Consider the following 25,949-nt stretch of genomic DNA (forward strand, 5'->3'; position numbering starts at 1 on the left):
AAATCGGAACAAGATGACAGACGCCCAACAAAAACTCGACACCCTCCAATCCGATCCGGATGAGCAATTGATCGTAGACCGAATTTATTCTGCGGTCATGGAACAGAAGCTGGCGCCTAGAACCAAATTGAGCGAACAAACCTTGTGTGAGACTTTTGGCGTAGGCCGAATGCGCGTTCGCCGAGCTTTGTTGTTATTGAGCAGCCAAGGCATCGTTGAACTGCACTCCAACCGTGGTGCCTTTATAGCCTGTCCAAGCCCTGACGAAGCTCAAGAGGTTTTTGAGGCCCGCTTGATGATTGAATCTGGCATCGTACGTACACTGGCACATGAGAACGGCAGCCTAGGAATCGACGCGCTACGGACACATGTCAAAGAAGAAGATGAAGCTCGGGCAGCAAATGATCGAACTGAGATCATCCGGCTTTCAGGTGAATTTCATGTGGAACTGGCCAAATGCCACAACAATTCGGTACTTACACGCGTTGTGCGCGAGTTGGTGACCCGGTCATCTCTGATCGTGGCATTGTTCGGAACCAACAGGGACTCTTCGTGTCCCGATGATGAGCACGCTTCGATCATTGATGCGATCGTGAGTGGTGACCCACAATCCGCGGAAGACAACATCCAACACCACCTCCTCCACGTAAAAAACAGTCTGGATTTGGAACAAACCCGAAAGGTTGAACCCGATCTGGCTAAGATACTCATCGGGCGCATGTAACTTGGTACTGTTGCGAAGTGTTCCGATGTTTAAAGAAATACATCTGACCTTCTTTGTTATGCGAGCAGTTCTCTGAATTGTTGAAAGGGACAGAGTCCGGGCGTGATTTGATCTTTGCGGATCATGTGCGCCACTTCGATTCCGTCCAGGGTTGCCGCCGCTTAAGCAAATGCCTTGAACCCTAGCATTGGCCGGATGCGTCTCTTGATGAAACAATGGTCCTGTTCCACGATGTTGTTTAGGTATTTCCGCCTGACCATCTCAATCGGGATCGGGCAACCAAAACCTTTCAGCATCTTGTTTATGTCCTTGATGCCAGCCGTGTTAGCTCCGCTTTTGTCGATGACAATCTTCCGTGGCAAACCATTGACCTCCATCATCCGAGCGAAGAAGTTCGTCGCGGCAGGCTTGTTTCGCTGTGGTGAAAACATGAAATCAAGCGTCTTGCCGTATTTATCGACGGCCCGATAGCGATAGACCCACGCACCCTTCACCTTGATGTAAGTCTCATCCATTCTCCAAGAGCGATCACATGGCCCTTTCCTGCGGCGCGCTACATCAGCAATTGCGCCTGAGCATCGTGTCACCCAACGGTTCAGTGTCGCATGATCAACCGATACACCGCGTTCTGCCATGATTTCTTCCAGATCTCGGTACCACACGCCGTATCGGACGTAAAAGAAGACTGCGAATAGGATAACATCCTTCGGATATTGCGCACCTTTGAAAGAAATCATGGACCAACCTTCAACTGGATAGTGTTGTTCGCCACACATGCGCTAAAGCCACGAAGGTCAATGGATAAGAGTTTGCAACAGAGCCATCATCAACGCGTCTTAATAATCAAAATATTATACTTATGACTACTACACCAAAGCCTAGTTTCGCAAAGAGTTTGAGTTTTCAAACCAAGTACATGAAGAGTTCTGTTTAATTAGCCCTATTTCCGCTGATCGGCGCGTCGTAGCCAGAGCAGACGAATAGTTTCAGTTATCTTCACCACTCGAAGAACATAATGGACACCCCAAACTCCAAGGGCTCGTCGGGTAGATAGATCGGATTTTCCAAGAAGATTTTTCAGAGTCTTAAACGACGGGATCAGCTTGTGAATGGGTGGTATGTAATTCACAATTCCACGCTTCGCGTTCCTACGCAAACGCGCGCCTTCAATCCGGCGGGCTTTGGTGATGTGTTCCCCAAGACTTCTACGCGCTGGATGTCTTACGATGGCATCCGCAGCAAAAAGGATAGGTTCGCCTGCAGCTTTTGCGCGATCGTTCCATTCCATATCACCACCTGACAAAACCGTGTCGTTGAACCGACCGACTTGATCCATCACACTGCGACGCAAAATCAGGTTGGCAGTAACAGCTCTGCCACGCTCAACCCACTTCTGCTGCTCCAGACCAAGATGAACGTCATACAATTCCGTTGTCGTCCATTCTTCCCCGTTAGGGATCAGAACAACATTGCCTCCGAACCGCCCAACCTCAGGGTGATCCTGGGCTATCTTCAATCCAGCTTCCAGATACTGTTGGACAGGCTGACAATCTGAATCGGTAAAGAAAAATAGGTCGGCATTCGCGTCATCGATACCGCGATTTCGTGCCGCGTATGAGCCTGGCTTTGCTTCGCTCAATATACGAGCGTTTGCAGGCAAGCGAAACTCAGACGGAGTTTGGTCGGAAGGATCATTGTTTACCGCAATAATCTCAAACTGATCGGCATTCAGGGTCTGGGAAGCCAAACAGTCCAGACAGATCTGCAGTTGATCCCAACTGTGGTAAGTTGGAATAATGACGGTCGCGGCCAGTGGTTGCCGCACCGGTCGTCTTGCAGATTGCTGCGTCAAACCAAGTTCACTCTGCGCTAACTGCGTTAGAATACTGATGGTTGTACAAGGTTTTGAAGGGGCCTTGTTCTTTCAACAATTGTTTGGCGCTCCCTTGCTCCAACACTTCTCCACTTTCGATCACAACAATTTTGTCCGCGTGCATAATCGTTGAAAGGCGGTGCGCAACGATAATTGTTGTACGCCCCTCCGTAAGCCTGCTTAGCGCTTCCTGCACCAGATGTTCCGACTTTGAATCCAGCGCACTCGTCGGCTCGTCCAGCAACAGAATGGGGCTATCGCGCAACAACGCACGGGCGATCGCAAGGCGCTGTTTCTGACCGCCAGATAAGAAGGCTCCGTTTTCGCCCACCATGGTGTCAAAGCCCTGCTCCAAAGTCATAATGAAATCATAGGCGTTTGCGGCCTTGGCGGCCTCGATCACGTCCTCTTGTGTCGCTCCCTCTCGACCAAAACGAATATTGTCGGCGATCGACGCTGAGAAAAGAAATGTCTCTTGGCCGACAAAGGACATGTTCTGACGCAACGTCTTGAAAGAGGCGTATTTTATGTCTTGGCCATCGATCGAAATCGAACCACTATTTGGATCATATAGGCGCAATGCAAGGTTCAAAATGGTCGACTTTCCGCCACCAGATAAGCCAACCAAAGCGGTCGTCTTACCGGCCTCAAAGGTCAACGAAAGCCCCTTCAAGATCGGATCACGCCGAGCGTAGCCGAATACAACATCGTCAAACACGACTTTGCGAGGCCCATCTGGCAACGCTTTGGGATTAACTTCCTCAGGCAAGGTTTCCGGCTCGTCCAGCATGCTGAACAGCATTTTAACACGCCGCAAACCCACTTCCATCTTCACCCGCACCTTGGTCAGACGCTTCGCAGGTTCATACGCCATCATCACAGCGGTAACGAATGACATCAGTTCGCCCGGGGTGGAGGCCGCTGCACCAAACAATTTACCTGCACTCAGCCCGATGACCGACGCAATTGCAAATCCTGCCAGAATATCAGTCAGTGGGCTGGTTGCCGCTTGCAAGCGAGCAAGCTTATTTCGGCGTTGTTCGACGCTTTTAACTGCCGAATTCATCTGTTCGGCCATGCGTTCTTCCAGTCCAAAGGACTTGACCACCCGAATTCCGGCCGACGTCTCCTGAATGACTTTCATGATCGCACTCATCGACTGCAGCTCCATATCCGCAATATCGCGGACCTTACGAAGCAGCATCCGAACCCCCAGAATTGCAAGCGGGCCGACGATTAGCGTAAAGAGGGACAAGACTGGTTGCTGATAGAACATCACGGCAAGCAATCCGATCAATGTAAGCATGTCTCGAACGGCGGTCGTGACCATAATTTCGATAACCGTCCGCGCAGCCTGTGCTGTCTGTGTCACTCTCAACAGCAAATCCGAGCTTTCGGTCAGGTTAAAGAAAGATACGCCTTGCCGCAAAAGCTTGTCATATAGCTTGATCTGCTGTTTTGATACGATCCGGTTCCCAGCGCGGGTCAAAGCTACAACCTGGACGTACGTGGCGACACCTTTAACCAAGAAAATAGTGAACACGGCCATCGAAACGCTAAAGATCTTGGCCGAATTATCACTGTCGAACAGCGAGTCAACGACATCGCGCATGATGAACGCGATACCAGCTGTAGTCCCCGCCACAAACACCATCGCGATAATTGCAATGGTATACGGCAGCATTTGCTCCCGCATGTTCTCTGACAGCAAACGCCACAAGACGGAATCGCTTAGTACTGCCGCAAACTTTGATTTGATCTTTTGCAATGCACATGCCCACTGTGATCAGGATCGAGACATGTCTATTATGACAGACTCATAAATCGTGTCCGCTAGATAGTCGCCCGCTCTCTATTGGGCAAGCCCACGCAGTATTCCGCCTTATTCTACGGTTTCAATGCGCAATGTCCTGATCGGTGTGTCAACACGGATGTAAACCGCCAAAACCCGCCCTGACCACTGATATGCAATGTATTGGGCAATAAACGAGAAGGCGCGACAAGCATAGCCTGGGCCCCTGCCCTTTCGGCCTCGTTCAAATGTTGAAACCAACTGACCCAAAACTCGGGATCACACCCATATCAGATGGTCTGAACTTGCACCCAGCCCCCCTCTAGAGAGGGAGAGTTAGCTGGTTTTGACTAAAACACGACAATATTGTTGTGCTGATCGGGTTCATGTTGCATCCGATTCTGAAAGTCTGATCCGAAAATGGGCTCACCTCAACCGTACCAAGTAGAATCTGTAGAGCCGTCGCGAACATAGCAGAGGAATAAAGCTATCACTCTGATTAGCTTCAATTATCCAGCGAACTCTGCAAATTGCGGAATCCACATGCCGAACGTTCCAGCGGCCTCTTACCGATCAAATTGGCGGTTTCGATGCCTGCAACAACTGGGGTGAAGCATTTGAAGCGAAGCACGGGCCTCGTAAGCTGCTTGATGAACCGGTGATCCTGCTTGTAGATTTTGTTCACTTCTTTGATTTGCGACCCGCCAAGGATGAATACATTACTAAACAGCTGTTCATCCTCGCCTGTTCGACCTTAACACTACTTTCAGCCGGTATTTCTTCTAGATCACGACAGGAAACGCCGTTTCGAACGCAGAAGTAAACCGCAAATAGGATCACAGATACTGGGTAGAGCGCGCCATTGAAATAGATCACAAGACTTTCCCAAATATCATTGCAGACCAAGCCTCAATTGGAATTAACACGCGAAGCTGCAACATTCCGACCAACGACTGCGACAAAGAACGGTTCTCTACTAGTTTCAATCTGAAAATCTGACTGGTTTAATTCAAACAAATTCAAGCAAAGCAACGGCATGTTCCAGTTAGCCTATCAGACGCACCTTCTGAATTCGCCCAAATTCAAGTTGGATAGCTCCAAGCAAAGGCTTCAAATGGTGAGACTGAATGTACTGTGCAATGAACTTGCTTGGCGCACGCAAGGTGATCGTCTGATCTTGGGTTTCAACAAGTTGAAGGTCACGATACCAGCATTTGAACAACAACATTTCTGACTCTGATAAGCGTTGGAGCGCCCTACCCCACGGACTTTGAAGATCTTGCCTCTCAGGTTCGACTTCTAATTGTTTTTCTTGACCAAATTGTACATGAACGACCTTTTCGGATGGTTTTGGTACTTGCATTTCCATGCGTGATACAAAATCAGAACCAACATTTTGCCAAACTGGTTTGCTTAGGCGATAAATTTCCGCGTAGTTGAGTCGGTACGCCGCAACACGGCCTCTAACTCCGGGCCTAAGCTGAAGAAGCATATTATAATTCGTCAACCGCTTAATTTCTCGCTTGACGGTTCGTTGGTCTACGGACCAGAGGCGGGCCATTTCTTTTTGTCCGACCGTCAGCTCATCAGTGCGCCAGTTGTATCGGGCGGTTATCAACGCAATGAGCCGCATCATTGAATTTTGAAAACCAGGTGTACCACATAATCCCGCAACAGAGATTGCAGTTAGTAGATCGTACTTCTGTGAACCGGCCTGATGTCCTGTAAATCGTTTTATTTCCATTTTGATACTGCCACTGTGCCTCGAACGGATCGGTCTTGCTGTCCGATTCCATCAATTGGGTTCAGTGTGATGAAATCCCGTAGTTTGTCAACAAACTTTGAAAAGCAGGATACCCACTTCATTTTTCAAAATCAAAAGAAAATTCGGTTAATAGGTAATAGGTGACATTCGGGATGACACCCTATTAGAGGGTGAATGTCACCATATATCTAGTTAGTGATTGATGCTTGTCACCAAAACATAGCCTGGCATTCGAATTTCATCCCGTATTTAACGGATCATAGGCTAAAAAGCGGAATTTCTATTCTTTACGTTTTGCAGTTTCCGAAAATCGCGTTATTAAAAGACAACCGTCATATAACAAGAGCAACATCATGCGTGACCATACCGACCTTCAAGCTATGAACGAACGAAGCCTGGCTCAACAGGCTGCCGTCCGCCGCGCTACTTTCTCGCCTGCAGACGAGAAAGTTCTTCGACCATTCTCAATCTGGGAAATTAGCCAGTTCATGTTTGATGTCCCGGCCGACACCTTGAGAAAGAAGTTGGCCGAAGACCCGTCTCTTCCGCAAGGTGCGACTGAAGATGATGGACGGCAAAGATGGTTTTCTCTTGCTGAGATTAATGAGTTGAGACGGCGTTTGAGATTTAGGGGTAGGAGCCTTCTGCCTCAAAGGCCGGCAGGCCGGGCTATGAGAGTGGCGGTTTCGAACTTTAAGGGTGGTGTCGGCAAAACTGTCGTTGCTCAGCACTTGGCGAATGCGGCCGCGCTTGATGGTTATCGTGTTTTGGTGGTGGATTTTGACCCCCAGGCGACACTCACTCATTCAATGGGTCTGGCTGAAGTAAGAGAGTGGAACACTGTCTGGGGCATTATGTGTCGCGACCTCTGCCGTGAGGCGAACCGGATCGCGGACGAATATGATGATCCAGCAGATTGCCCCTACCCTACTGCCGACGAGTTGCCAGAAGATGTTCAGTCGATCGGCGCACAGCGTGTTCAGGATTTTATTCAAAGAACTTCATGGTCGACGATTGACATCATTCCGAGCTGCGCGAACGCTGCCTTCGTTGAATTTGCTTCCGCCCAGTATAGGTCCATTCATAAGGCATGGAGTTTTTTTGGATGCGTCGCAAGATATCTCGATGAGTTGCCAGACGACCAATATGATTTGATTGTTTTCGATTGTCCGCCTGCAATTGGATACCAATCTTTGAATGCGGCCTTTGCCGCTGATATCCTCTACATTCCGTCTGGTCCTGGCTATTGGGAGTATGACAGCACAACGAGTTATCTTGGTCAACTTGGCGACGCCTTGGAAGACATAACCAACGGTTTCGAACGTATTGCGCAGGATGCTGGTATCACTCTTCCTAAAAGGTTCGATGACATACGTGTTCTCATGACTCGCTTTGAGGCCAGCAACTCTCTGCATGTCGCGATGATGGACGCTTTCAAAAATGTCTTCGGGGCCGATGTCTGTCAAAATCCGATCGAAATGACACGTGCGGTCGAGCAATCTGGTAGGTTCCAGATGTCTGTCTACGAGCAGGACTATAGGCAGATGACTCGGGACACATGGAAACGGGCGCGTCTGTCCTTTGATAATGCATACAGTGAATTTAAGGACGTCGTCCTACGGGCCTGGGAGGCGCGTACTAAAGTTGAGGAGCGGGTAGAATGAGCGGTAACAAATTTGGCTTCACTCCGATTGATGAAGATGACCTCAAGAAAACACGCCGCCGCGAAGTGGGCCCAATGGGGGCTGCGGTACGCGAGACAGCAAATAGTTTAAATGAAAGCACTGAGAACCGTGTCGAACAGCGACGGCAAAATGCCTCCGATGCCAAGGAGTATCGCAAAGCTCGTGACGAGGGGCGAGTTTTGGTTGCGGTCAGCATCAATGAAATTCTTACGACAGATCTTCCAAGAGATCGCTTGGATCTATCGGCCGTCGCAAGTTCGGATGAGATGGATGAACTCAAGGCTTCTATTCAGGAACGCGGCCAGAAGGAGCCTATAGAGCTTTATAAGGATTCAGATGGTCGTTTCCAGCTCAAAAAGGGTTGGAGACGAGTAACTGCTCTTAGACAGCTTTATGAGGAGACTGGTGATGAACGGTTTTCCAGTGTTACAGCGCGAGTTGCCGAATCCCAGAGTGATCGCATCGACCTTTACATTGACATGGTTGAAGAGAACGTTGTTCGAGAGGACCTGACTTTTGCTGAGATGGCGCAAGTGGCAATTCTTGCTTCCAACGATTCTGAGTTGGGGGCAGGGGATGCAGAAGCTTTGGTCGGAAGGCTTTACTCATCCCTGCACAAGATGAAACGCTCTTATATTCGTAGCTTTGTTTACCTGCTCAATGAACTTGAAGGCGCGTTGCCGTTTCCTAAGAGTGTCTCCAGAAACCTTGGCGTTGAAGTTGCGCGTAAACTTCGAGCGTCATCGGGTTCAGCTGCTGGGTTAAGAGATGTGTTGGTGCGCGCATCCACAGCCGGTGAGCAAAACGAAGCGCTGGATGCCTTCTTGGCAGATACTGATGCTGAACCGGGTAGTAGCAAGCGACGTGAGAAAGCCGAGAGCGTGAAGTATGAGTTCCACGTGGGTGGCTCAAAAGTCACTGCGCGAAAGGGAGAATGCAGGATATTGTCTGGTCAGGACTTTAGTTCGATTGACCGGTCAAAGCTCCAGAGAGCGGTTGAAGCTTTCGAAGCTGTTTTGAACGAGTAGTAACCCGTGGGTTACCCATGCTCAGATTTCTTGATTTCAAAGGCGGTAACCCACGGGTTACCGCCTTCATCGTTTAGCGCCAGCTCACCCCAACAAGTCCGTCGCCGGGTTTTCAGCGATATCGACGTCGTCATAGTACTTTTTTGCCTGGGCCATCGAGCGGTGCAGCGAGAGGCGCATGGCCGCCTGGATTGGGGCGCCGTCCAGTGCGGCCTGGGTCAGGAATCCCGAGCGTAGCCCATGGGGCGAGGCAAAACCATCCGGCAGCCCGGCCAATTTCAGGCGGTGCTTGACGATCTGTGCGATTGCATCCGGGCTCAGACGACGTTTCAGCACACGATCCGCTTTTGAAATAGGTCGGAACAACGGGCCGTCGGTGATCCGTCCAACCTCGATCCAATGGACCAGCGCCTGGGCTGCGCGGGTCTTCAGCACCAGGCGCGGGGTCTCGCCCTTCTGGGTGGTCTTGGTTTTCAGTAGCGAGAGCCAGACGATGCCGCTCTTGTCAAATTCCTTGAGCGAGACATCCTCGCGCATCAACCCGGTGATCTCCGAGCGCCTCCGACCGCCCGAGGCCCAGCCCAGCATTAACAGCGCCCGGTCGCGACAATCCCGGCGAGAGCCGCAACAAGTGGCCAGCAGCTGCTCCAGCACATCGCGGGTGATCGGGTGTTGCGATTTTGGGGCAGGGGGTCGGGCAGCGGCTCGGCGGGCCTTGGCGCGGGCTTGCTTGACTTGGGGCGCGTCAAAGGGGCTGGAGAGGTTCTTCATCCGGTGAAAGGCCAGCCAGGAAGCGATGCGCCGATCGAGCGTAGACGGGGCGGGGCAGGAGAGGGACTTGCGCAGCCCTTGCGCAATCAGCAGCTTTGCGGTTTCGCGCGCTACATCCGTTTCTGGTGCGTCGTTCAGATCGCGGGCGTGATCGAGAATAAAAGCCAGCGCGATGGGCTCGCTTTCCGGCCAATCCAGCGCTGACCCGAAACGCGCGGCTTTCCATGCCGTCACGTAGAGCAGATCCCGCTCATAGGCGCGCAGCGTATTGGCCGGCGTGCCGCGCACATACAGGTCGGTCAGCGCCTCCTGATCTGTTTGCGACAGGGCAGGGGAGGCAGCTGGAAGATAGGGGGCAGGCGGCTTCATGGGGCCCATTCTGCGCTGATTTCCCGGTAAATCAATTATACATGATAAGAAACACTTATCGTGTATAACAGCGGATCTCTCGCACTACTTAGATAATGATCACAATGGGTATATAATGATCGTTACTCTACAAGCGGGCAATTTATATAACGCCTGCAGCGATCTGTCAGCACAAGATCACTACATTTTTCTTCAATCCTGATAGCGGGGGCGTTGGTATTGCCGCTGACGATGTCGGGCATGATTGAGGCGTCTGCGATACGAAGGCCCAGAATGCCATGGACTCGCAGGCGAGGGTCAACAACAGCACGGTTATCTGTGCCCATTTTACAGGTTGTGGTGGGGTGATAGATCGTCTGCGCCATGTTTCGGGCGGCTACGAGGTGGTCCTCATCGGTTTCAACGGTGCCAGACGGAACATGTTCGCACAAGATGAAGGGTGAGAGCGCCTTGGTTTTGGTCATGCCGCGGGCAATTTTCACAGCGCGGATCGCTCAAAGCTGGTCGCCGGATGTCGACAGATAGTTCGGCACGATCTTTGGGTAGTCGTGCGCATCTGACGACGTGATATGGATATGACCGCGACTTTCTGGCCGCAACTGACAGACAGAGGAGGTAAATCCTGAGATCGGATGCATCTCGATCCCCGGCTTGTCAGCGGACAGCGGCTGAAAGTGGAACTGGATGTCGGGGGTATCCAGCCCCTCCATGGATTTGGCGAAGATGGCCACCTGACGGGCACCTAGGCTCATGGGGCCAGTGCGGCGCAAAGCGTATTCGATTCCGATTCCTGTTCGATGGAAGATATTTTTGATAGCGTCGTTCATTGTCGGAACGTTGACCTTGTAAACAAGGCGGATTTGCAGGTGATCCTGAAGATGTTCACCCGCGCCCGGCAGTGCGTGACGCAGTTCGACCCCTGCGGTGCTCAAAATGTTCGGATTGCCGATGCCCGACACTTCCAGCAGCTGTGGCTAGCCAATGGCACCGGCGGACAGGATCACTTCACCGCCAGAGTTCAGTATAACCTTTTGGGGAGTTCCCTTGCGAACGTAAGCGACCCCGGTCACTTGCTTTGGCGCACCAGAGGCGACAGTTGAAACGTGGCTGTAAGACGGACTTTGAAGGATTGAAATACCTGAAGTACCCGGACCGATGTTCGGCAAGATCTGAATCGGCAGATATTGAAAAGCTACGCGTGTAGCGCCCATAAGAATATGAACTACGTTTGATCAATCATCGTCATCTAAGGCAAAACCCCTTCAATACGTTTTTGCTTCAACGCTGTTTTTTTGTCTTCTTTAACAGAATGTTCCTAACCCTGAATGACATCCTGTCGCTGTATGCCCAACCCCTCAATCCCCAGTTCAATTGTGTCGCCTGGCTTCAAATAGATCTGAGGTTCTTGCCCCATACCCACGCCAGGCGGTGTTCCTGTCGAAATCACGTCCCCGGGTAGCAGCGACATAAACTGCGACAGGTGCGAAATGACGGTCGCCACCCCAAAATGCATCGTTTTGGTTGACCCATCCTGATAGCGGTGCCCGTTTACCTCAAGATACATGGGCAGGTTTTGCGGATCTGTCACCTCGTCTCTTGTCACCAGCCAGGGGCCGATTGGGCCGAATGTATCGGCGGACTTTCCCTTGACCCATTGACCCGAGCGATGAAGTTGAAAATCACGTTCTGACAAATCGTTCACAACGCAATACCCAGCGACGTAGTCCATGGCTTCGGCTTCAGAGACGTATTTGGCCTCTTTGCCGATGACCACGCCCAGCTCCACTTCCCAGTCGGTCTTGACCGATCCGCGCGGGATTTCCACCGTATCATTGGGGCCGACGATGGCAGAAGTGGCCTTGAAGAAAATCACTGGCTCAGCAGGCAGCTCCATGCCGCTTTCCGCTGCGTGATCGGCATAGTTCAGACCGATGCAGATGAATTTGCCGACATTCCCGACGCAAGGGCCGATGCGCGTATCGCCGCCCACCACAGGCAGGCTGGCCACATCGACAGCACGCAGTTTTTCAAGAACGGCGTCGCCAAGCGTTGCGCCTGAGATGTCATCGACCACACCGGACAGGTCGCGAACCGAGCTGTCCAAGGCCAGAATGCCGGGTTTCTCAGCGCCTCTGGGGCCATAACGTAACAGTTTCATTGTAAGGTCCTTCCTACTCAGATCGTCCAACCGCCATCGATGGCAAAGGGCTGTCCGGTTGTGTATTTGCTGGCATCACTGGCCAGATACAGTGCCAGTTCTGCGATTTCTTCCGCCGTGCCGATGCGGCCCATTGGTTGACGGGCGATGAAATCGGTCATTGCCTGTTCATAATCTCCGGTGGAGCGCAGCCTCTCATGCAGACTGGGGCTGTCGACTGTGCCGGGACAAATTGCGTTGCATCGGATGCCTCGTGTTACGAAATCGGCCGCGACGGATTTGGTCAGGCCAATGACCGCTGCCTTTGATGCGCAATATGCAAATCGGTTCGGCACGCCCTTCATGGATGATGCGACCGACGACATGTTGATGATTGATCCACCGCCTGCTTCCAGCATTCCCGGAAGGGTCAGGCGGATCAGTCTGAACATGGCTTTGACGTTGAGGTCGAAACTGAAGTCCCAGTCGTTTTCGCTGCACTCAAGGATTGAGCCTCCCGCAACATAGCCCGCACAGTTAAACAGAACGTCCAGTTTCGGCAGGTCGACCACAGCGGCGGTCACAGCCTCATTGTCTGTTACGTCCAGCTTGAGCGGCTCGATACCCGCGATACCGCCTAATTCTGCAAGCGAAGCATCGTTGATGTCGCTGGCGATCACGCGTGCGCCTTCGGCTACAAACAATTCAGCGGTTGCACGGCCAATGCCTTGCCCGGCAGCTGTGATCAGAGCGGTTTTGCCCGCAAGCCGGTTGGATGGTTCGAATGTCGTCATTGGTTGCCTCACAGTTTCTCGGGCAAAAGGTCGGTTGGAATGTCCTGATAGCAAACCGGCCGCAAGAAACGGCGGATCGACAATGTGCCCACGGATGTTGCGCCAAAGTTGGTTGAGGCGGGGTAGGGACCGCCGTGAACCATGCTGTCGCACACTTCAACGCCGGTCGGGAAACTGTTGGCCAGTAGGCGCCCCGCCTTTCGTTCAAGCAGCGGAAGCAGCGCCTGAGCCTCTGGTTTGTCGCCTGCGTCCAGATGCAGGGTACAGGTTAGCTGCCCTTCGATGGCGCGCGCGATCTGTTGCATTTGTGAGGCGTCTTTCACGCGAACGATAATACCCAACGGTCCGAAAACCTCTTCCTGCAGCTTGTGATCGGCCAGCCAGTCATCGCCGGAAACTGCGAACAGGTAAGGGGCAGCATCGCGTATCTCGCAACTGGTGCCTATGATCTTGGAAACGCCTGTTCCGGCGGCGACCCGCGAAAAGCCGTCCCGATACGCTGCCGCAATTCCATCGGTCAGCATGGTCTGTTCGGCTACGGAAGATAGGCCGGTCTCAGTTGCTGCCTGAAACGCCTCGGCATCGGGTCCGTCAACGATCACGGCAATACCGGGATTCGTGCAGAACTGGCCAGCACCCATGGTCAGCGACGCTGACCAGCCCGTCCCGATCTCGGCCCCACGCGCGGCAGCGGCTTGTGGCAAGATGAACATTGGATTGACCGAACCCAATTCGCCAAAGAACGGAATGGGTTCATCCCGTTGCGCGCACAAGTCAAACAGGGCCCGCCCGCCCGCCAGACTGCCGGTAAAACCCACCGCCCGGATCAGAGGATGTTGCACCAGGCGCGTGCCGACATCCCGTTTGCCACCTTGAACCAGTGAAAACACTCCGGGATGAACCCCGGTCGCCTTGATGGCGGCGTCGATGGCCTGCGCCACGATCTCGCCCGTGCCGGGATGGGCTGAATGGCCTTTGACGACAACGGGGCATCCTGCGGCCAGTGCTGCGGCGGTATCACCCCCAGCAACCGAAAAGGCCAATGGGAAGTTCGACGCGCCGAACACCGCAACAGGACCCAGCGGGCGCTGGATCATGCGCAAGTCGGAGCGGGGCAAGGGTGCGCGATCCGGCATTGCCGGGTCATGGCGCATGTCCAGATAATCACCCGTTTCGATGTGATCGGCAAAGAGGCGCAGCTGGCCGACCGTACGGCCACGTTCCCCCTGTAGGCGCGCCTCGGGCAAGCCGGTTTCCTGAGTGCCAATCTCGGTGATGTCATCCCCGCGTGCGTCAATCTCATCCGCGATTTTACGCAGCAGCGTGGCACGCTCGGTGCGAGAAGACCAGCCGAAAGTGGCAAACGCCGCCTCGGCCGCTTCCACCGCGCTGTCGACCAATGCTGCTGTCCCGACAGAAAATTCATGGCTTGGTCCGTGCGCGGGTTCCGACGCAAAAGTTGTGTCTGCGCTAAGCCATTCGCCTGCGATCAGATGTTTTCCAGTCAACATGTTCATTCTCTCTTACAACAAGCCGCGATGGGCGAGGTTTCGCATCAGGTGTGACGCCCCGAAGGTCCATTCGGCGCATTCGGTCGATAGGCGCACGGTGTTTGTCAGCGCTCCAAGCTGGTCATTGGCGATGGTGACAACGTCACCAAGTTTGTGCGTGAACCCGCCACCCGGTTTATCCCGATCTTGGGTCGGGGCGAAGAGCGTGCCGAGAAACAGCATCAGTCCGTCAGGATATTGGTGGTGGCGTCCGATTGTCTGCTTCACAAGATCGGCAGGATCGCGGCTGATCTGCGACATGGACGAACTGCCGTTTAGGACAAATCCATCCGGTCCGGTGACGGTCAGCGTCAGTTCGGCTTGGCGTACATCGTCCAGAGTGAACCCGTTATCGAACAACCGGATCATCGGTCCAATCGCGCAGGAGGCGTTGTTGTCCTTGGCTTTGCTCAGCAACAGGGCTGAGCGCCCTTCAACGTCGCGTAGGTTGACATCGTTCCCTAGTGTCGCACCCTTGATCTGACCTTGTGATGTCACGACCAGAACAACTTCGGGCTCGGGGTTGTTCCAGGTCGAAATCGGGTGCAGCCCGATATCTGCACCGAAGCCGACTGATGACAGGACCTGCGCCTTTGAGAATACCTCGGCATCGGGGCCGATCCCGACTTCCAGATACTGGCTCCAGAGACCTTCTGCTATCAGCGCTTCTTTGACATCTGCGGCGGCGTCCGATCCTGGTACGATGTTCGAGAGGCTGCCTCCGATCCGATCTCCGATGCGCGCCCGGATCGTGTCGGCTTTGGCAGGATCGCCTGCGGCCTGTTCCTCGATCACGCGCTCGACCATGGAGCCTGCAAATGTAACGCCACAGGCCTTAACCGCTTGCAGATCACATGGCGCGAGCCACTGGTGGTCGGCGTCCAAAGGCCCGATATTTTCACCTTGTACGTTGCGCACAAAATCCGCGGCATCGTCGCGCTCTAGAATATCCCGGACGGTTGGTGCCGCTTTTGATGTAATATCGACAACCCGCCCACTGCGCAGTGTGACCACGCTGGGTCCGACCTCAGCACGCTCAAGACGTCCGAGCCACAGCCCGTTTGCTTCCAATGTAGGTATGGTCATTTCAATCCCTGAGGTTATAGGCACGGGCAGCGTTACCACCCATGATCGCCTGGCGTTCTGCGTCGCTCAGCTGGTTCAGCAGAGTGTCGGTGGTTTCACACCAGCGTTCGTAGCTGCTGGCCAAAGTGCAAACCGGCCAGTCGCTGCCCCAGATCAGGCGCGACGGGCCGAAGGTGTTCAGCAGGTGATCCACATAGGGGCGCAGGTCTTCGATCGTCCAGTCTGCAGCAGCTTCCGTCACAAGACCGGACAGCTTGCACCATGCACTGGTATCTCGGGCCAAGGCGGACATGTTGTCGGACCAATCATCCAAGAGCGCGTCTTTGATCAAGGGTTTTGACCCATGGTCGATGACAGTACGCATATCGGAGTGGCGTTCAAGAAGTTGCCTGAGCGGGCCCAGATGTTGGGGAAAGGTCAATGCATCGAATGTCAGGTCGTGCCGTCGAACTGCCTCGAAGGCCGGAGACAGCGTGTCGCCGAGCATCCACAAAGGGTCAGCAATGTCTTGTATCATCGGACGGAGACCGACCAGTGCCGGATGGGCGGCCATAGCGGCAATCTGCACGCCCACATCATCGGCTTCAAGATCAACCCAGCCGACAACACCTTTGATGAACGTATTCTGGTCGGCCAGCGAGAGCATGTATTCCGTCTCAGCCACAGTGGGCGCCGCCTGGACAAGGACTGTGCCGTCGATCCCGGCAGCCTTAAGCAGGGGCATTAGATCGTCCGGTGTGAAATCTCGGTAGATCGTACTCAGATCGGGCGTCAGCCAGCCATAATCGCCACGCGCCAAAGCCCAGAAATGCTGATGTGCGTCGATCCTCATTCGATCACACCCTTTTTCAGGATGATGTTGCCATAAAGCCTGCGTTCGCCGGTCTGAACGATAGCAAAAGCGTTGGCAGCACGGTCGTAGAATGCAAACCGTTCTAAGCCCTGCGCCTTGGCGGGGTTGTCGGCGGTGGAGTCAATGATGCGCTGAAAGTCTGCGACGGCGTCTGGAACTGCCTCTGGGTCGCCGACAACCTGCATGGTCAACGCCGGATCAGAAACGAATGTGTCCAACGGCATCACCGACAACACAGCTTGCAACACTTCACTGGCTGAAGATCCATCCGCCCGGATGCAGCCCGGCCCGCTGCTGGTGCCTGGGAAGTTTGCATCTGCGATGACGATTTCATCCCCGTGGCCCATGGTCCTGAGGGTATACAGAAGCTCCGGCGACAGGATCGGGTTGATGTTACGCAGCATCTGCAGCCTCACTTGGCAGAGGTGCGTCGAGTCGGATCAGGCCTTCGGATCGCAGGTCCGACCACAGACCCAGAGGAATGTCGCGCTCCATCAATGCTACATTGGACTGCACCTCGGATGCGTTGACGGCCCCGGGCACCACTGTTTTGACGCAGGGATGACCCAGAACAAATTGCAGCGCCGCCGCTATCAGCGGAGTGTTGTGGGCCGCGCAAACCGCTTCGATCTTACGGACCCGTTCCAAAATGTCTTCTGGTGCGTCTGCATAATTGTACTTGGCGCCGGGTACAGCTCCAGTGGCGAGAATGCCTGAATTGTAAGGCCCCCCAAGGATGATCCCGACATCGCGCTGCTCACAAAGTGGCAGGAAACTGTCGAGGGCTTCCTGTTCCAGCAGCGTATAGCGCCCAGCCAGCAGGAAGCCATCAAAGTCCCCCAGCCCAAGCAGCCTTTCGCAGACTTGCCATTCGTTTACACCCGCGCCGATTGCGGCGATCTCACCTGCATCGCGCAGTTCGGTTAGCGCTTTGTATCCCCCGCCATCAAAAAGCTCGCGCACCTTGGCGTCCGACATTTCCTGACTGCCCTGGCTGAAGACGCAGACGTCATGGACCAGAAGAATGTCTGAGTTGGCTACACCGATCCTGTCGCGGCTGGCCTCGTAAGACCGCATGACCCCGTCATAGGTATAGTCGAAGACGATCCTTTTCTGCGGGACATCGACAAAGGCTTCAGGTGTCACCTCATGCGGTTCGCAATCCAGTAAAAGGCGACCGATCTTGGTCGAAAGTTGAATGTTCTCGCGGCCAAACTGGCCTATCGCCTGTCCGAACCGGTGCTCCGACCGACCAAGCCCGTATTGCGGCGCGGTGTCAAAAAACCGGATGCCTGCGTCGTAAGCGGCCTGCAGTGCTGCCTGCGCGTCCTCGTCTGAGACTTTGCGGTACAGATTGCCCAACGGCGCCCCGCCGAACCCCATGCGGGTCAGGGGAACGGGCCGTTTGGTCCGGTTATTCAGTAGTTCTGTCTGGGAAACGGTCATCCTGCCTCGCTATTCAGCTGTGGGGTGAGGTTGAACAATTCGGGGTTTTGCTTTTCAAGTTGTTCGATGCGCGGCATCAACTGCCCAAGGTGAGTACGCATAGCGTCCTGCGCAGCCTGTTCATCGCGATTGCTGATTGCCTCGAAAATAGCTCTGTGCTCTGCCAGTGTTTCAGCGATCCGACCGGGGGTGGGCAGCAACAGCATTCGGGCGCGGCTGACTTGTAGCGAAACGGTCTGGGCGACATCCGCGAGACGGCGGAAACCGGTAAACTCCATCAGCAGACCGTGGAATTCTTCGTCTGCCTGGTAGAATCCGGGGATGTCCTCATCCTCGATCAGCAGCTCTTGCAGGCGCATGTTGCGGCTCAACCGCTTGCGCTGATCTTCGGTCAGATCGCGCGCAACCTTCGCAACAGTTGCAAGCTCAAGCGCCTCGCGCAGGAAAGCACCTTCACGGATTTCGTCCATCGAAAAGTAAGACACGCGGGTGCCAGATTGTGGCACTACATCCACCAGCCCTTCAGAGGCCAGACGCGCGATGGCGTCGGCAACAGGCGCACGAGATACGCCCAATCGTTCGCATACGGGAGCTTTCCGGAGATTCGCTCCGGGTGGGAAATCAAGCGAGAGAATCGCCTGCTTTAATGATTGGTGAACCCGTTGAGTCAGCGGCCCTTCGATAGTCGTGATCTCAGGCAGCAGCGCGGCATCAATATCTTGGTGTTTGCTCATGTTAAGCAACTTAGCATTCTAACATGTTAGTTGACAAGTAGTGATTTTGGATTTAGCAACATTGGCCAAGCAAGCGGGGAACAGATGCAAGCACACGGCGGCATAGATGTTTTGGAAGAGGCGACGCGCGACGTCGTGAAGCTTAATCCGCAGGACAATATCGTCATTGCTTTGCGCGACCTGCAGGCGGGCGAACATCCGGTGCATGTTCCGGTGCCCTTGACCGCGTCTGTCACCCGCGGTCACAAGATTGCGGTGTCATCAATCCAGGCCGGCGAAAACGTTGTTCGCTATGGCCAGATTATCGGGCAGGCTAAATGTGATATCGCACCGGGTGAACATATCCACGTGCACAACCTTGGCATGGGGGCGCATCAGCAAGACTACGCACATGCCAGCGCGAACGCGCCACTGCCCGCGCTGACTGAAGACCGGACATTCGACGGATACCATCGCACCGACGGTAATGTGGGAACCCGAAACTATATTGGCATTCTGACAACCGTGAATTGTTCGGGGTCCGTGGCACGTTTCATCGCAGAGGCGGCGGAAAAATCCGGGCTGCTGGACAGCTTTCCGAATGTGGACGGTGTGGTTCCGATTGTGCATGGGACCGGCTGCGGAATGTCCAGCAAGGATGAGGGTTATGCCACCCTGTTCCGCACCCTGTCCGGGTACGCACAGCATCCGAATTTCGGGGGTATCCTGCTGATTGGTCTGGGGTGTGAGGTTATGCAGGTTGCAGACCTTGTTGGCGGTCGTCCAATCCGCGCTGACGGTGCCTTACGTTACATGACCATTCAGAACGAGGGCGGAACGCGGCGTACCATCGAACGTGGGCTGGAAGAGCTGCGTGGCATCGCGGAGTTGGCCAATCAGGTCGAACGCGCCCCCGCTTCGATCAGTGCCATTACGGTCGGCATGCAATGCGGCGGCTCTGACGGGTATTCAGGGATCACGGCGAACCCGGCTTTGGGATATGCCTCGGATCTGCTGGTGCGCCACGGGGGCACGACGATCCTGTCGGAAACCTCGGAAATCTACGGCGCTGAACACTTGCTGACGCGGCGGGCCGAAACGGTCGAGGTTGGCGAAAAGCTGATCGAACGCATTCACTGGTGGGAGGATTACACCGCCCGCAACGGCGGTGAGATGGACAACAACCCAAGCCCCGGCAACAAGCGCGGTGGCCTCACGACCATTCTGGAAAAATCGCTGGGAGCCGTTGCCAAAGGAGGTACAGCCCCTCTGCGCGATGTATACAAATTCGGTGAGATGGTCGACAAGCACGGGTTCGTCTTCATGGACAGCCCGGGGTTCGATCCATGTTCCGTCACCGGGCAGGTGGCGTCGGGTTCAAACCTGGTCGTATTCACTACCGGGCGCGGCTCGGTTTCGGGGTATAAGCCGACGCCCTGTATCAAGCTGGCCACAAATTCCGAGATGTATGCCCGCATGGCCGACGACATGGACCTGAACTGCGGAGACATCGTGACTGATGGGATCAGCATCGAGGCAAAGGGCGAAGAGCTGTTTGAAATGCTCATCCGTGTTGCGTCGGGCCAAAAAACCAAAAGCGAGGAACTTGGCTTTGGGGGCGTTGAATTTGTCCCCTGGCAAATCGGCGCGGTGATGTGATCCGCGTTGGGCCCAAGGGAGAGGGGCACATGGGAGGGAAAATGAATAAATTGGTCGAAATGACGGGGATTGATAAGTTCTTCCCCGGCGTGCACGCGCTGAAATCCGTGCAGTTCGATCTTGAACTGGGCGAAGTTCACGCGCTGATGGGTGAAAACGGGGCCGGGAAAAGCACGCTGATGAAGATCCTTTCGGGTATCTATCAGCGCGATGGTGGAACGCTGAAGATCGAAGGGCGCGAAGTCAGCCCGACAACCCCCCGCGAAGCGCAGGATCTGGGCATCGGGATCATCCATCAGGAACTGAGCCTGATGAACGACCTCACCGTCGCCCAGAACATCTTTATCGGGCGTGAACCGCGTAAAAGCTTTGGGCGTTTGGACGAGGCCGCGCTGAATGCGCAGACCGCCGAAATCTTTGCTTCGATGAACCTCAGTCTTGATCCCAAGGCATTGGTGGGCAGCTTGACCATTGCGAAACAGCAGATGGTCGAAATCGCCAAGGCTTTGTCGTTCCGATCCAAAGTGCTGATCATGGACGAGCCCACAGCCGCCCTGAATGACGCCGAGATTGCCGAGTTGTTCGTGATCATTCGCCGCCTCAAGGCCGAGGGCGTGGGCATCGTGTACATCAGCCACAAGATGGACGAGCTCAAGCAGATCTCGGATCGCGTGACGGTCATGCGCGATGGGGAATATGTCGGAACAGTTGGGGCAGATGAAACCCTGATCAGCCAGATCATCGCCATGATGGTCGGCCGCGAGGTCAAAGAAGAACCGCTGGACGTGCCCGATCTGGGTGATGCTGAGATGTCTCTGCAGGTCACCGGGCTGAGCCGGAGTAGCGAAATTCAGGATGTGAGCTTCTCGGTCCAAAAGGGCGAAATTCTGGGCTTTGCCGGTCTGATGGGCGCAGGTCGTACAGAGGTTGCACGTGCTATCTTCGGGGCCGATCCCAAGGATAGCGGCGAAATCCGGGTACATGGTCAGGTGGTGTCGATCAAATCACCCACTGACGCCGTCAAAGCGGGGATTGGATATCTTTCAGAAGATCGAAAGCACTTCGGTCTCGCCACTGGCATGAACGTACGCGACAACATCGCGCTTGCCTCGATGGACCTATTCACCGGCGCAGGCGGGGTTCTGCACGATAGTGAAATCAGCGACACCGCCAAAAGCTACATTAAGCAGTTGGGCATTAGAACGCCATCTGACGTTCAGGAGGTACGACTGCTGTCAGGCGGTAATCAGCAGAAGGTGGTCATCGCCAAATGGCTGCTCCGCGACTGCGATATCCTGATTTTTGACGAACCCACGCGGGGTATCGACGTCGGCGCTAAATCCGAGATCTACAGACTACTGGAAGACCTGGCGGGGCAAGGCAAGACGATCATCGTGATCTCATCGGAACTGCCCGAAATCATGCGCCTCAGCCATCGCATCGCCGTGATGTGCGAAGGCCGACTGACCGGCATTCTACCCGGCGGAAAAGACACCACTCAAGAAGACATCATGCATCTGGCCACGCAGCGCGCGGCGGCGATGCAGGTAACAGGGACAGTCCAATGACCACAGCTACGGATATCGACAAGAAGAAACCCCTCGCGGGTCTGTCGGAAAGCGGTGCCTACCAAAAACTGCTGGCGTTCGCGAGTTTGATCGCCCTGCTGATCGGCTTCTCGATCGCGTCGCCGAATTTCATGCAGACCTCGAACATGATCGCGATTTTGCAGGCGACCTCGGTCAACGGGGTGCTGGCGGTGGCTGCGACGCTGATCATCATCACCGGCGGGATCGACCTATCGCTGGGCACATTGATGACCTTCTGTGCGGTGATCGCGGGCGTTGTTCTGACCTATCTGGGGATGCCCTTGCTGTTGGGTGTCGCAGCGGCCATCGCGGCGGGGGCGCTTTGCGGTCTGTGCTCGGGTACGTTTGTGGCCAAGATGAAGATCCCGCCCTTCATTGCGACTTTGGGCATGATGCTAATCCTCAAGGGTATGTCGCTGGTGATCTCGGGCACAAGGCCGATCTATTTCAACGACACGCCGGGCTTTGACCAAATTTCGCGCGGGTCACTGATCGGCGAGGTTTTTCCGTCTCTGCCTATCCCCAATGGTGTGCTGATCCTGTTCCTTGTGGCTATCGCAGCCTCATACATTCTGGGGCGCACGGTTCTGGGCCGGTACACCTTTGCGCTTGGTTCCAATGAGGAAGCAGTGCGTCTGTCCGGCGTAAACACCGACATGTGGAAGATGCGCATTTACGCGCTAGCCGGCGCGATCTGCGGCATCGCCGGCATCTTGATCGCCTCGCGTCTGAATTCCGCGCAACCAGCATTGGGACTTGGATACGAACTGGAGGCGATCGCCGCCGTGGTGATCGGAGGGACTTCGCTGTCCGGCGGGCGCGGGACGATCCTGGGTACGCTCATCGGTGCCTTGATAATGGCCGTGTTGACGAATGGCTTGCGTGTGCTGTCCGTCGCGCAGGAATGGCAGACCGTTGTGACCGGCGCAATCATCATCCTGGCCGTCTATGCCGATATGGCACGGCGCAAGAAATCGGGATGAACAAGCATCTAAATCAATAATCAGAACGACCAACTGGAGGAGAAAAACATGTTTTCACGTCGTTTTATTCTGGGGGCGCTGAGTGCGGCCACCCTGGCAGGACCCGCCTCGATGGCGGCAGCCGAAGAAGTTTACATCCCACTGGTTTCGAAAGGTTTCCAGCACCAGTTCTGGCAGGCGGTGAAGTCGGGTGCGGAACAGGCGGCTGACGAATTTGATGTTACCATCACCTTCGAAGGCCCGGATAATGAGACCATGGTCGACCGCCAGATCGACATGCTGGCTGCCGCCCTGGCCAACAACCCCAAAGCCATTGGTTTTGCCGCTCTGGATAGCCAAGCTGCAATTCCGCTTTTGAAGCAGGCCAATGAAAAGGGCATTCCGATCATCGCTTTCGACAGCGGCGTTGACAGTGACATTCCGCTTTCAACTGCGACAACGGATAACCTGGCGGCAGCTGGGCTCGCAGCCGACAAGATGGCCGAGAAAATTGGTGGCAAAGGCAAAGTCGCAGTTGTCGCGCATGACCAGACCAGCCGCACAGGCATCGATCGTCGCGACGGCTTCGTCAATCGCATGGCCGAGAAGTACCCGGATATCGAAGTTGTCACGGTTCAGTACGGCCAGGGTGACCACCTGAAGTCGACCGAAGTCACCAAGGCGATCCTGACAGCAAACCCCGATCTGAACGGCATTTTCGGCACAAACGAAGGCTCGGCCATCGGTGTTGTAAATGGCGTTCAGGAGCTGGGTACCGAGGGTCTGGTCATTATCGGTTACGACAGCGGCAAAGCTCAGAAAGACGCAATCAAGAGCGGTCTGATGGCGGGCGCGATCACGCAAAACCCTGTGGGCATCGGTTATGAGACGGTGAAGGCAGCGGTTGCGGCTTTGAACGGGGAAGAGGTTCCAGGTCTGATCGATACAGGCTTCTACTACTACGATGCCTCGAACATTGACGACCCGAAGATCTCGGCCGTTCTGTACGACTAAACACAACCACTCATACTGTCCGGCCTGCCTTTTGGGCCGGCCGGATAGTTCCATCTGCAGATTGTCAGGTGAATTGATACCAAGGCGGGATGTGTCGCAAATTTTTGGGAGGGGAAGAGTTAGCCTCTTACCGGACACACCTATCCTGCGATCTCTGCAAATAGCCGAAAGCCAGATTTCGCAGCGCTCGGGAATTGCTGCTTTCGGATCATGTTGGCGACCTCAAAGCCGTCCAGAGTGGCCGAAGCGGAACTGAACGATTTGAACCCGCACATTTGCCGTACACGACACTTGATAAACCGATGATCCTGTTCGATCAGGTTGTTTAAATACTTGGACCTGACTGTTTCGATTGGGATCGGGCAGCCAAAGCCTTTAAGCATCTTGTTTATGGCTTTGATGCCAGCCGCGTTTGCTCCGCTTTTGTCGATGACGATCTTGCTCGGGATTCCATTTGACGACAGAGCTTTGGCAAAGAACCTGGCTGCCGCTGGAGGGTTCCTGCGCTCAGACAGCATGAAATCAAGGGTATTTCCTGCCTTGTCGACGGCCCGATAAAGGTGCGTCCATTTGCCGCGAACGCGAATATAGGTCTCGTCCATTCGCCATGAACTCAGCGTTGGGCGTTTCTTCGATTGCGCTCTTGCTGCGATCATCGGTGAATACTTCTCAACCCAACTGTTGAGAGTGGCATGGTCCACCTGTACGCCGCGTTCAGCCATGATCTCTTCCAAATCACGGTAGGACACCGTGTACCGCAGATAGAAGTACAAAGCGTACAAAACTGCATCCTTGGGGAAATCACAGCCCTTCAATGAGCTCGTACTGAAACCTGTTCGAAATCTATTCGGCGGGAACAATCGTTAGATTGGACAGGCTCGTCAACTAGACCCCAGAGTTTGCGACACATCCCAACAAAAAAATCTCGTCCTGTGGGGCTTTTTACTGCTTTGTCAGATAGATACGGGGCGCCGCTCGCTCGCTCTTGTCATCGACCTAATGAATCGCTTTATTGCCCAAAATATTGCAACCATCTCTGAAGCAGATTCAGGCAGGAGCGTAGAGTGCATAATCTTGAGGTCATTGCGCCCAATCTGAAGCGAAGTCTTTCGGGGGTGACAACAACCATTGTCCGCTTACTGCCAATTCAAAAAGAGATGATCGGCATTTGTGCGACCGGACCGGGTCTTCCAACGGACATCCCACATATAAGGCTCTGGAAAACATTGTTTTTGTCTCGCGATGTTAAACGGGTCTGGCACGCGCGTCGAAATTCCGAAATGCTGATGGGCTTGGTGTTGACAACGATCTTCCGGCGAAACTTCAAACTACTCTTTACGTCAGCAGCCCAACGCAATCATTCTGCTTACACCAAATGGCTGATATCAAAAATGGATGCACTGATCGCAACAACTCCTCAGGCTGCATCGTTCCTAGATCGTCCCGCAACAGTCATTATGCATGGTGTGAACACCAACTTGTTCCATCCTGAGGATGATAAAAGAGCTCTAAGAAACAAACTTGGACTTCCTCACTGTACATTGATTGGTTGCTTCGGCCGTATTCGCCCCCAAAAAGGTGTCGACCTATTGGTGGACGCAGCCATTGAAGTGCTGCCTGCGTTTCCAAATGTCGAAATTGTATTCACAGGTCGTACAACAAAAGAGTTTATCGAGTTTAAACAACAGCAAGAGACAAAATTGCAATCAGCCGGCTTGGCGGAGCGTGTGCACTTCTTAGGTGAACGCCCATGGAGCGAACTCGTCGAACTATACCGTGCACTGGACTTGTTTGTTGCGCCTGCTCGGCACGAAGGATTTGGACTGACTCCTTTGGAAGCAATGGCTTCAGGTGTTCCCGCCATTGCTTGCGATGGGGTAGGCGCCTTTAATGCCCAAATTGAAGATGGTGAGACAGGACGGCTGGTGGAGAAGGACAATGCCGAGGCTTTGGCTGACGCGCTTAGAGAATTGCTTTCAGACCGCGACAAACTAACGGCCAAAGGCCGTGTTGCCAGATGCCATGTCCAACAGAATTTTAGAATTGAGAGCGAGGCAAAGGCTATAGTTCAAGTGTATCGCTCACTACTAAATGCTTCCTGACCACCTGATTTATGCCGAAGCTATTAGGGTCCGCATG

At 54.2% G+C, this 25,949-nt stretch carries 24 protein-coding genes and 1 pseudogene; 8 read left to right on the forward strand and 17 right to left on the reverse strand.

Features of this window, described 5'->3' with window-relative positions; genetic code table 11:
- Positions 1 to 13: 13 nt before the first annotated feature.
- Positions 14 to 724, forward strand: coding sequence for a GntR family transcriptional regulator (locus ACR0JR_RS05025; protein ID WP_480455286.1), 711 nt, complete (start codon positions 14 to 16; stop codon positions 722 to 724).
- A 56-nt stretch (positions 725 to 780) separates the two neighbouring features.
- On the opposite strand, the pseudogene ACR0JR_RS05030 reads toward ACR0JR_RS05025, so the two are convergent.
- The 4 genes and pseudogenes from ACR0JR_RS05030 to ACR0JR_RS05045 all read right to left on the reverse strand — a co-directional run bounded on the left by ACR0JR_RS05030 (position 781) and on the right by ACR0JR_RS05045 (position 6,133).
- Positions 781 to 1,461: pseudogene (locus ACR0JR_RS05030) on the reverse strand (IS6 family transposase).
- Between the two features lie 203 nt (positions 1,462 to 1,664).
- Positions 1,665 to 2,549 (reverse strand): glycosyltransferase family 2 protein, encoded by an 885-nt coding sequence (locus ACR0JR_RS05035; RefSeq protein ID WP_480455287.1) that lies wholly within the window; start codon positions 2,547 to 2,549, stop codon positions 1,665 to 1,667.
- Positions 2,550 to 2,583: 34 nt separating this feature from the next.
- Entirely contained in the window at positions 2,584 to 4,281 is a 1,698-nt protein-coding gene (locus ACR0JR_RS05040; protein ID WP_480455288.1) for an ABC transporter ATP-binding protein, read from the reverse strand.
- 1,153 nt (positions 4,282 to 5,434) lie between these two features.
- On the reverse strand, positions 5,435 to 6,133 hold the full coding sequence (locus ACR0JR_RS05045) for a DnaA N-terminal domain-containing protein (protein WP_480455289.1): 699 nt from the start codon (positions 6,131 to 6,133) through the stop codon (positions 5,435 to 5,437).
- A 374-nt stretch (positions 6,134 to 6,507) separates the two neighbouring features.
- Here ACR0JR_RS05045 and ACR0JR_RS05050 point away from each other — a divergent pair, with 374 nt between their 5' ends.
- On the forward strand, positions 6,508 to 7,818 hold the full coding sequence (locus ACR0JR_RS05050) for an AAA family ATPase (RefSeq protein WP_170546972.1): 1,311 nt from the start codon (positions 6,508 to 6,510) through the stop codon (positions 7,816 to 7,818).
- Positions 7,815 to 8,867, forward strand: coding sequence for a ParB N-terminal domain-containing protein (locus ACR0JR_RS05055; RefSeq protein WP_480455290.1), 1,053 nt, complete (start codon positions 7,815 to 7,817; stop codon positions 8,865 to 8,867). The genes ACR0JR_RS05050 and ACR0JR_RS05055 overlap by 4 nt, the downstream gene beginning before the upstream one ends.
- Positions 8,868 to 8,951: 84 nt before the next feature.
- On the opposite strand, the gene ACR0JR_RS05060 is transcribed toward ACR0JR_RS05055, so the two are convergent.
- The 12 genes from ACR0JR_RS05060 to ACR0JR_RS05115 all read right to left on the reverse strand — a co-directional run bounded on the left by ACR0JR_RS05060 (position 8,952) and on the right by ACR0JR_RS05115 (position 18,607).
- Complete coding sequence (locus tag ACR0JR_RS05060) at positions 8,952 to 10,007, reverse strand: tyrosine-type recombinase/integrase (RefSeq protein WP_480455291.1); 1,056 nt, start codon at positions 10,005 to 10,007, stop codon at positions 8,952 to 8,954.
- A 122-nt stretch (positions 10,008 to 10,129) separates the two neighbouring features.
- Positions 10,130 to 10,489 carry a GMC oxidoreductase gene (locus tag ACR0JR_RS05065; protein ID WP_480455292.1) on the reverse strand — a complete coding sequence of 120 codons (360 nt, stop codon included), beginning with the start codon at positions 10,487 to 10,489 and terminating at the stop codon, positions 10,130 to 10,132.
- Positions 10,490 to 10,501: 12 nt separating this feature from the next.
- On the reverse strand, positions 10,502 to 10,966 hold the full coding sequence (locus ACR0JR_RS05070; protein WP_480455293.1) for a hypothetical protein: 465 nt from the start codon (positions 10,964 to 10,966) through the stop codon (positions 10,502 to 10,504).
- Positions 10,967 to 10,981: 15 nt separating this feature from the next.
- Positions 10,982 to 11,218 (reverse strand): hypothetical protein, encoded by a 237-nt coding sequence (locus ACR0JR_RS05075; protein WP_480455294.1) that lies wholly within the window; start codon positions 11,216 to 11,218, stop codon positions 10,982 to 10,984.
- A gap of 104 nt (positions 11,219 to 11,322) precedes the next feature.
- A complete protein-coding gene (locus ACR0JR_RS05080) occupies positions 11,323 to 12,165 on the reverse strand; it encodes a fumarylacetoacetate hydrolase family protein (RefSeq protein WP_480455295.1) in 843 nt (280 codons plus the stop codon).
- Positions 12,166 to 12,182: 17 nt separating this feature from the next.
- Positions 12,183 to 12,938, reverse strand: a complete 756-nt coding sequence (locus ACR0JR_RS05085; RefSeq protein WP_480455296.1) for an SDR family oxidoreductase — start codon at positions 12,936 to 12,938, stop codon at positions 12,183 to 12,185.
- 8 nt (positions 12,939 to 12,946) lie between these two features.
- Positions 12,947 to 14,449, reverse strand: coding sequence for an aldehyde dehydrogenase (NADP(+)) (locus tag ACR0JR_RS05090; RefSeq protein ID WP_480455297.1), 1,503 nt, complete (start codon positions 14,447 to 14,449; stop codon positions 12,947 to 12,949).
- Positions 14,450 to 14,461: 12 nt separating this feature from the next.
- Positions 14,462 to 15,574, reverse strand: coding sequence for a fumarylacetoacetate hydrolase family protein (locus ACR0JR_RS05095; protein WP_480455298.1), 1,113 nt, complete (start codon positions 15,572 to 15,574; stop codon positions 14,462 to 14,464).
- Position 15,575: 1 nt separating this feature from the next.
- Complete coding sequence (locus ACR0JR_RS05100) at positions 15,576 to 16,406, reverse strand: amidohydrolase family protein (protein WP_480455299.1); 831 nt, start codon at positions 16,404 to 16,406, stop codon at positions 15,576 to 15,578.
- Positions 16,403 to 16,831: an RbsD/FucU family protein gene (locus ACR0JR_RS05105; RefSeq protein ID WP_480455300.1), complete on the reverse strand. Its 429-nt coding sequence runs from the start codon at positions 16,829 to 16,831 to the stop codon at positions 16,403 to 16,405. Before ACR0JR_RS05105 ends, ACR0JR_RS05100 begins: the two co-directional genes overlap by 4 nt.
- Positions 16,821 to 17,873, reverse strand: a complete 1,053-nt coding sequence (locus ACR0JR_RS05110; RefSeq protein WP_480455301.1) for an aldo/keto reductase — start codon at positions 17,871 to 17,873, stop codon at positions 16,821 to 16,823. Before ACR0JR_RS05110 ends, ACR0JR_RS05105 begins: the two co-directional genes overlap by 11 nt.
- Positions 17,870 to 18,607, reverse strand: a complete 738-nt coding sequence (locus ACR0JR_RS05115) for a GntR family transcriptional regulator (protein WP_480455302.1) — start codon at positions 18,605 to 18,607, stop codon at positions 17,870 to 17,872. The genes ACR0JR_RS05110 and ACR0JR_RS05115 overlap by 4 nt, the downstream gene beginning before the upstream one ends.
- 84 nt (positions 18,608 to 18,691) lie before the next feature.
- Between ACR0JR_RS05115 and ACR0JR_RS05120 the strand changes: the two genes are divergently transcribed.
- From ACR0JR_RS05120 to ACR0JR_RS05135, 4 genes are read left to right on the forward strand one after another with little or no spacing between them, the layout of a single operon-like run.
- Entirely contained in the window at positions 18,692 to 20,245 is a 1,554-nt protein-coding gene (locus ACR0JR_RS05120) for a UxaA family hydrolase (protein WP_480455304.1), read from the forward strand.
- Positions 20,246 to 20,286: 41 nt separating this feature from the next.
- Positions 20,287 to 21,813: a sugar ABC transporter ATP-binding protein gene (locus ACR0JR_RS05125; RefSeq protein ID WP_480455305.1), complete on the forward strand. Its 1,527-nt coding sequence runs from the start codon at positions 20,287 to 20,289 to the stop codon at positions 21,811 to 21,813.
- Positions 21,810 to 22,817 carry an ABC transporter permease gene (locus ACR0JR_RS05130; protein ID WP_170334476.1) on the forward strand — a complete coding sequence of 336 codons (1,008 nt, stop codon included), beginning with the start codon at positions 21,810 to 21,812 and terminating at the stop codon, positions 22,815 to 22,817. The genes ACR0JR_RS05125 and ACR0JR_RS05130 overlap by 4 nt, the downstream gene beginning before the upstream one ends.
- 48 nt (positions 22,818 to 22,865) lie before the next feature.
- Positions 22,866 to 23,810: an ABC transporter substrate-binding protein gene (locus tag ACR0JR_RS05135; RefSeq protein ID WP_170560619.1), complete on the forward strand. Its 945-nt coding sequence runs from the start codon at positions 22,866 to 22,868 to the stop codon at positions 23,808 to 23,810.
- Between the two features lie 140 nt (positions 23,811 to 23,950).
- On the opposite strand, the gene ACR0JR_RS05140 is transcribed toward ACR0JR_RS05135, so the two are convergent.
- Complete coding sequence (locus ACR0JR_RS05140) at positions 23,951 to 24,625, reverse strand: IS6 family transposase (RefSeq protein ID WP_480455306.1); 675 nt, start codon at positions 24,623 to 24,625, stop codon at positions 23,951 to 23,953.
- 249 nt (positions 24,626 to 24,874) lie between these two features.
- Here ACR0JR_RS05140 and ACR0JR_RS05145 point away from each other — a divergent pair, with 249 nt between their 5' ends.
- A complete protein-coding gene (locus ACR0JR_RS05145; protein WP_480455307.1) occupies positions 24,875 to 25,912 on the forward strand; it encodes a glycosyltransferase family 4 protein in 1,038 nt (345 codons plus the stop codon).
- The last annotated feature ends 37 nt before the right edge of the window (positions 25,913 to 25,949 follow it).

The organism is Ruegeria sp. AA3 (assembly GCF_056542905.1).

What these genes read in the sequence shown, in the direction of transcription:
- ACR0JR_RS05025 (WP_480455286.1), top strand. Translation starts at nt 14, where the DNA reads ATGACAGACGCCCAACAAAAACTCGACACCCTCCAATCCGATCCGGAT.
- ACR0JR_RS05040 (WP_480455288.1), bottom strand. Translation starts at nt 4,281, where the DNA reads ATGCTGCCGTATACCATTGCAATTATCGCGATGGTGTTTGTGGCGGGG.
- ACR0JR_RS05045 (WP_480455289.1), bottom strand. Translation starts at nt 6,133, where the DNA reads ATGGAAATAAAACGATTTACAGGACATCAGGCCGGTTCACAGAAGTAC.
- ACR0JR_RS05050 (WP_170546972.1), top strand. Translation starts at nt 6,508, where the DNA reads ATGCGTGACCATACCGACCTTCAAGCTATGAACGAACGAAGCCTGGCT.
- ACR0JR_RS05055 (WP_480455290.1), top strand. Translation starts at nt 7,815, where the DNA reads ATGAGCGGTAACAAATTTGGCTTCACTCCGATTGATGAAGATGACCTC.
- ACR0JR_RS05060 (WP_480455291.1), bottom strand. Translation starts at nt 10,007, where the DNA reads ATGAAGCCGCCTGCCCCCTATCTTCCAGCTGCCTCCCCTGCCCTGTCG.
- ACR0JR_RS05075 (WP_480455294.1), bottom strand. Translation starts at nt 11,218, where the DNA reads ATGGGCGCTACACGCGTAGCTTTTCAATATCTGCCGATTCAGATCTTG.
- ACR0JR_RS05080 (WP_480455295.1), bottom strand. Translation starts at nt 12,165, where the DNA reads ATGAAACTGTTACGTTATGGCCCCAGAGGCGCTGAGAAACCCGGCATT.
- ACR0JR_RS05085 (WP_480455296.1), bottom strand. Translation starts at nt 12,938, where the DNA reads ATGACGACATTCGAACCATCCAACCGGCTTGCGGGCAAAACCGCTCTG.
- ACR0JR_RS05090 (WP_480455297.1), bottom strand. Translation starts at nt 14,449, where the DNA reads ATGTTGACTGGAAAACATCTGATCGCAGGCGAATGGCTTAGCGCAGAC.
- ACR0JR_RS05095 (WP_480455298.1), bottom strand. Translation starts at nt 15,574, where the DNA reads ATGACCATACCTACATTGGAAGCAAACGGGCTGTGGCTCGGACGTCTT.
- ACR0JR_RS05100 (WP_480455299.1), bottom strand. Translation starts at nt 16,406, where the DNA reads ATGAGGATCGACGCACATCAGCATTTCTGGGCTTTGGCGCGTGGCGAT.
- ACR0JR_RS05105 (WP_480455300.1), bottom strand. Translation starts at nt 16,831, where the DNA reads ATGCTGCGTAACATCAACCCGATCCTGTCGCCGGAGCTTCTGTATACC.
- ACR0JR_RS05110 (WP_480455301.1), bottom strand. Translation starts at nt 17,873, where the DNA reads ATGACCGTTTCCCAGACAGAACTACTGAATAACCGGACCAAACGGCCC.
- ACR0JR_RS05115 (WP_480455302.1), bottom strand. Translation starts at nt 18,607, where the DNA reads ATGAGCAAACACCAAGATATTGATGCCGCGCTGCTGCCTGAGATCACG.
- ACR0JR_RS05120 (WP_480455304.1), top strand. Translation starts at nt 18,692, where the DNA reads ATGCAAGCACACGGCGGCATAGATGTTTTGGAAGAGGCGACGCGCGAC.
- ACR0JR_RS05125 (WP_480455305.1), top strand. Translation starts at nt 20,287, where the DNA reads ATGAATAAATTGGTCGAAATGACGGGGATTGATAAGTTCTTCCCCGGC.
- ACR0JR_RS05130 (WP_170334476.1), top strand. Translation starts at nt 21,810, where the DNA reads ATGACCACAGCTACGGATATCGACAAGAAGAAACCCCTCGCGGGTCTG.
- ACR0JR_RS05135 (WP_170560619.1), top strand. Translation starts at nt 22,866, where the DNA reads ATGTTTTCACGTCGTTTTATTCTGGGGGCGCTGAGTGCGGCCACCCTG.